The sequence below is a fragment of the Frankia sp. CoBUL1 genome (assembly GCF_978021245.1).
Genome location: NZ_CDXDOS010000308.1, coordinates 1 through 3,545, shown reverse-complemented (window position 1 = coordinate 3,545; position 3,545 = coordinate 1). Strand labels below are relative to the sequence as shown.

Genomic DNA, 3,545 nt, shown 5'->3' with positions numbered 1-3,545 from the left:
ATCCGAGAAGCCGTCATCGTCAACACCGCGTCGACCGCGGCCTTTGCCAGGCAGATCGGCCGGACCGCCTACTCCGCCTCGAAGGGCGGGCTGCCCGAGGTGACCCTCGGGGTGATCCCGGGCGCGGGCGGCACCCAGCGGCTGGTGCACGCGGTCGGCAAGGCCACGGCGATGCGGATGCTGCTCACCGGCGAGCCGATCATCACCGCCGACGCGCTCGCCGCCAGGCCGGCCGCCGAGGTCGCATCCGACACCGGAACCCTTGCCACCGCGACGAAAATCGTCGAACGGATCGCCGACAACTTTACCGACCACTGAGGACGGACTATGATCTACCGATCATCGTGGATGACCGAGGAGCTCGACCAGCTCCAAAACCTCACCCGCACCTTCCTGGCCAAGGAATCCGAACCCAACCACGAGCGGTGGACCGAGCAGCACGCGGTCGACCGCGAGTTCTGGAACAAGGCCGGCGAGATCGGCCTGCTGTGCATCAGCTGCCCCATTGAGTACGGCGGCGGTGGCGGCACGTTCGCGCACGAGGCCGTGGTGTTGCGCGAGCAGGGCTACATCGCCGACGACTGCTGGGCCTACCTGGTGCACAGCCCGATCGTCGCGCACTACATCAACGCCTACGGCAACCACGAGCAGAAGCAACGCTGGCTGCCCAGACTGGCGTCCGGTGAGTTCGTCGGCGCGATCGCGATGACCGAACCGGGCACCGGTAGCGACCTGCAGGCCGTGCGCACCACCGCCCGGCGTGAGGGTGACCATTACGTGATCAACGGTGCAAAGACGTTCATCACCAACGGTACCCACTGTGACCTGCTCATCATCGTGGCCCGCACCGGCAACGCGCCCGGCGGCAGAGGGCTGTCGCTGATCGTGGCGGAAACCCAGGGGCTGCAGGGGTTCGAACGCGGCCGGGTGCTGCAGAAGATCGGCGCGATGGGCACCGACACCCGAGAGCTGGCTTTCACCGACATGCGGGTGCCTGCGGTCAACCTGCTCGGTCCGGCCGAGGGCCAAGGCTTCGTGCAGCTGGTACAGCAGCTGCCGCAGGAACGGCTGTCCATCGCGGTGAATGCCGCGGCCGCCGCCGAACACGCCGTCGACTTGGCCATCGCCTACGCCAAGGAGCGCACGGCGTTCGGCAAACCCCTGCTGGAATTCCAGAACACCCGGTTTGTGCTCGCCGAGTGCCGTACCGAAGCGCTGGCGCTGCGCGCCTTCATCGACCACTGCATCACCGAGCATGTGGCCAGCCGGCTCGACGGCGCAACCGCGTCCATGGCCAAATACCTGGGCACCGACAAGCAGAGCGAGATCGTCGACCGCTGCCTACAGATCTTTGGCGGCTACGGCTACATGACCGAGTACCCCATCGCCCGCATGTACGCCGCTGCCCGTGTCCAGAGGATCTACGGCGGCACCAACGAAATCATGAAGGAGCTCATCGCCCGCTCCCTCTGACCGGCAAGAGACCAACCACGCCTGGAGCCGGGTCCGTTCGGTATGTGGGGGTTCGGGGGGCTCGGCCCGCCCGGTGGACATGGTGGAACGACAAGGTCGGCTTCCGTGCGGACGCGGTTGACCCAGAGTGGAGCGGGTGACCGGGATCGAACCGGCATGGCCAGCTTGGAAGGCTGGGGCTCTGCCATTGAGCTACACCCGCGAGGTGATCGATGCGAGCTTACCCCGTAGAATGAGCAGGCGACGCCTCGGGGCGTAGCGTAGTGGCTAGCGCGCCTGCTTTGGGTGCAGGAGATCGGGAGTTCGAGTCTCCCCGCCCCGACCGATACCCTCGGCGTGTCACCCCCCTGTCCAACGTCGTACCAGGAGACCGCCGCGCCGTGAAGGCCACCAAGGAGACCCTCAGCCCGACCCGGGTCAAGCTCACTGTCGAGGTGCCCTTCGACGAGCTCAAGCCCTCGCTCGAGGCCACATATCGCAAGCTTGCCCGCCAGGTCCGGGTCTCGGGCTTCCGGCCGGGCAAGGTCCCGCCGCGCATCCTGGACCAGCGGCTAGGCCGGGGTGTCATCCTGGACGAGGCCGTCCAGGAGGCGCTGCCGCAGCTCTACTCCGAGGCCGTGCAGGCCGAGGAGGTCGATGTGCTGTCCCGGCCCGAGGTGGACATCACCGAGTTCGTCGACGGCGGCCAGCTCGTCTTCACCGCCGAGGTGGATGTCCGGCCCGAGGTGACCCTGCCGGAGTTCTCGGAGCTTGAGATCACCGTTGACGCCGTCGAGGTCACCGACGAGCAGGTCGAGGAGCAGCTCGGCGCGCTGCGTGATCGTTTCGCGGTGCTCACGCCGGTGGAGCGGGCCGTGCAGGCGGGTGACTACGTCTCGCTCGACCTGTCCGCCGAGGCGGACGGCACGCCGATCGATGGTGCCGAGGCGACCGGGCTGTCCTACGAGGTCGGTAGCGGCAACCTGGTCGAGGGTCTCGACGACGCGATCATCGGCGCCACGGACGGCGAGACCCGCACCTTCACCACGGAGCTGCTCTCCGGTGAGCAAGCCGGTCAGCCCGCCCAGGTGACGGCGACGGTCCGCGGGGTCAAGGAGAAGGAGCTCCCGGCCCTGGACGACGACTTCGCGACCACCGCCAGCGAGTTCGACACCCTCGACGAGCTGCGCGCGGACATCCGGACGCGCCTGGAGCAGTCGCGCCGCACCGAACAGGTCGGCCAGGCCCGGGAGAAGTTGCTGGAAAGCCTTCTGGGGCGGGTGGAGGTGCCGGTGCCCGGCTCGCTGCTCGCCGGCGAGATCGAGGCCCGTGAGCACCGCCTCTCCCGCGAGCTGGAGTACATCGGCACGGACCGCCCGTCCTACCTGGAGACCCTCGGCCAGACCGAGGAGGAGTTCGACGCGGAGGTTCGCGAGTCCGCCGGCAAGGCGATCCGCTCCCAGTTCATCCTGGACGCGGTGATCGATGCCGAGTCGATCGGGATCGACCAGGGCGAGCTGATGGAGCAGCTCATCCTGCGCGCTCAGCGCTCCGGGGTGCAGCCGGACGTCTACGCTAAGCAGCTTGCGCAGGGCGAGGGTCTCACGGCCCTGATGGCCGACGTCCTGCGGACCAAGGCGCTCTTCCTGTTGCTGGAGAACGCCAAGGTCGTCGACGGTGCGGGGACCCCCGTCGAGCTCGCTTTGCCAGCCCGTCCGCAGCCGGACGCCGACGCCGACGCCGATCATGGCCGCGATGTCACCGTCGCGGCGGAGGTCGTCGCCCCCGGGGACGGGGACGCCACGGTCGAGCCGGTCGAGGCGGAGACCGACGGCAACGGCTGATCAGCGCCTCGCCGCTGGCGCGGTCGTGTTCCTCCCGAAGCAACCATCGGGTCATAACAGGCGAACCGTGGGGGTTGGTCACCGTTTCCACCTGGAACCGTGGCCGGCCCCGCTGTTCGTCTCACCATCGCCGCCTTCCGTGACCGGACGGCGCCGCGCCGAACCAGCCCGCACCCGGCTGGCCATGAGCGCCCACCGGCCCTGGGCCGGTGGGGCTGGCCCGTCCTCACGCCCAGCGCGAACATCGGG

3 protein-coding genes and 2 tRNA genes are annotated in these 3,545 nt (G+C 68.6%); 4 read left to right on the top strand and 1 reads right to left on the bottom strand.

The features are described 5' to 3' along the window. Both AC08OX_RS16035 and AC08OX_RS16030 read left to right on the top strand, forming a co-directional pair. A partial coding sequence (locus tag AC08OX_RS16035; protein ID WP_476608559.1) for an enoyl-CoA hydratase-related protein occupies positions 1–318 on the top strand: 318 nt, incomplete at its 5' end. Between the two features lie 30 nt (positions 319–348). Further along, entirely contained in the window at positions 349–1,473 is a 1,125-nt protein-coding gene (locus tag AC08OX_RS16030) for an acyl-CoA dehydrogenase family protein (protein WP_476608558.1), read from the top strand. A 128-nt stretch (positions 1,474–1,601) separates the two neighbouring features. Here the strand turns inward: AC08OX_RS16030 and AC08OX_RS16025 are convergent. Next, positions 1,602–1,675, bottom strand: a tRNA-Gly gene (locus AC08OX_RS16025). A 47-nt stretch (positions 1,676–1,722) separates the two neighbouring features. On the opposite strand from AC08OX_RS16025, the gene AC08OX_RS16020 reads away from it, so the two are divergent. Both AC08OX_RS16020 and tig read left to right on the top strand, forming a co-directional pair. Further along, positions 1,723–1,795, top strand: a tRNA-Pro gene (locus AC08OX_RS16020). Positions 1,796–1,853: 58 nt separating this feature from the next. Next, positions 1,854–3,296, top strand: coding sequence for a trigger factor (gene tig / locus AC08OX_RS16015; protein WP_476608557.1), 1,443 nt, complete (start codon positions 1,854–1,856; stop codon positions 3,294–3,296). The last annotated feature ends 249 nt before the right edge of the window (positions 3,297–3,545 follow it).